The 1,863-nt window shown below is 42.8% G+C and carries 1 protein-coding gene and 1 tRNA gene; both read right to left on the reverse strand.

Annotated elements, in window-relative coordinates:
• Positions 1-11 precede the first annotated feature (11 nt).
• Positions 12-83: transfer RNA gene (locus GMD5S_RS0209585), tRNA-Glu, on the reverse strand.
• Between the two features lie 188 nt (positions 84-271).
• Positions 272-1,732, reverse strand: coding sequence for a glutamate--tRNA ligase (gene gltX, locus GMD5S_RS0209590; RefSeq protein WP_000031047.1), 1,461 nt, complete (start codon positions 1,730-1,732; stop codon positions 272-274).
• Positions 1,733-1,863: the final 131 nt, after the last annotated feature.

Raw genomic sequence — 1,863 nt, forward strand, 5'->3', positions numbered from 1 at the left:
GCAATACACCATAGTCCGTACGGGATTCGAACCCGTGTTACCGCCGTGAAAAGGCGGTGTCTTAACCCCTTGACCAACGGACCTTGAGCTTTTCGACTCTTTCTATTATACCTTCTTTTCTCCCTTTGTCAAGAACTTTTTTCCATCCTATACAAATTCTTGGAAGACAATCAAAAAGAGCCAGACTATCTGACTCTTTTGATTTTTAATTCAAAGGGCCTTCTCTTACTCTCCAAGAAAGGATGAGCTCATATCCCTATATTTTTCCTACTTATTTAGAAATCTGCTTCAGCATGTTTTCAATATGCTGAATTGATTTTTCACGTCCGAGCAAGAAAATGGTGTCTGGTAATTCTGGTCCATGCATTTCACCTGAAACGGCGATACGGATTGGCATAAATAGATTCTTACCTTTAATACCTGTTTCTTTTTGGACTGCTTTGATTTGTGGGAAGATGTTTTCTGTCACAAACTCCTCATCTGTCATTGCTTCTAGTTTCGCTTTGAAGGCTTCTAGAACAACCGGAACGGTTTCTCCTGCCATGACCTCGCGCTCAGCATCTGTCAGTTCTGGGAAATCTGAGAAGAAAAGGTCTGTCAATGGAACGATTTCGTCCACTGACTTCATTTGTGGTTTATAGAGTTCCACCAATTTTTCAGCCTTATCAGTCAAACGTCCTGCTTCTTCTAGGAATGGTTTTGCCATCTCAAAGATAGTTGCTAAGTCAGCTCTCTTGATGTAGTCGTTACTCATCCAGTCTAGTTTCTTCTGGTCGAAGGCTGCTGGAGACTTGCTGAGGCGATTTTCATCAAAGAGCTTGATGAGTTCTTCACGAGAGAAGATTTCATCTTCCCCACCAGGATTCCAACCAAGAAGGGCAATAAAGTTAAAGACTGCTTCTGGAAGGTACCCTTTCTTACGGTAGTCTTCGATAAATTGAAGGGTATTAGTATCGCGTTTAGATAACTTCTTACCAGTTTCAGAGTTGATAATCAAGGTCATGTGACCGAACTCAGGTGCATCCCAACCAAGCGCTTCATAAACCATGAGCTGTTTTGGGGTGTTGGCAATGTGGTCATCTCCGCGAATAACATGGGAAATTTGCATGTCATGATCATCGATGACAACGGCAAAGTTGTAAGTTGGGTAGCCATCTTTCTTCTGAATCACCCAGTCACCGCCGATGTTGCCACCTTCAAACTCGATATCATCTTTGACCATATCATGCCATTTGTAGATACCAGATTCATTAACAGCCAAACGAACAGTTGGGATGATACCGGCTGCTTCACGTTCTGCAATGTAAGCCGCCTTTTCTTCTTCGCTCATGCCAAGATATTCATTGATGTAGCGTGGTGTTTCGCCAGCTTCTTCTTGGCGTTCGCGCTCTGCTGCCAACTCTTCTTCTGTAACGTACGATTTGTAGGCTTTTCCTTCAGCTAGCAATTGGTCGATGTATCTTTGATAGAGTTCCAAACGCTCTGATTGGCGGTAGTTTTCATGAGTTTCTGGACTTTCATCCCAGTCAATTCCCAACCAGCGAAGATTTTCAAGCTGTGAACGTTCCCCATCTTCGACATGGCGTTTACGGTCAGTATCTTCGATACGAATGATAAAAGTTCCACCATGATGGCGTGCGTAAAGGTAGTTAAACAATGCTGTACGGGCATTTCCGATGTGTAGTAGTCCTGTTGGACTTGGTGCGTAGCGTACGCGGATATCTTTTGACATAGTTTCTCCTATAAAGTCTCTAGGCGTCTGCCTTTTTGCTTTCTATATTATATCACAAGTCTCGCCTGAGTCCAATGTCTACGAATAAAGAGAGTAAAAAAGAGTGGACAAGCCACTCTTTTCTTTTATTA

Source organism: Streptococcus sp. GMD5S (genome assembly GCF_000298715.2).
Lineage (GTDB): Bacteria > Bacillota > Bacilli > Lactobacillales > Streptococcaceae > Streptococcus.

Excerpts from the sequence above, each read along its gene's own strand:
- gltX (WP_000031047.1), bottom strand. The coding sequence starts at position 1,732 with ATGTCAAAAGATATCCGCGTACGCTACGCACCAAGTCCAACAGGACTA.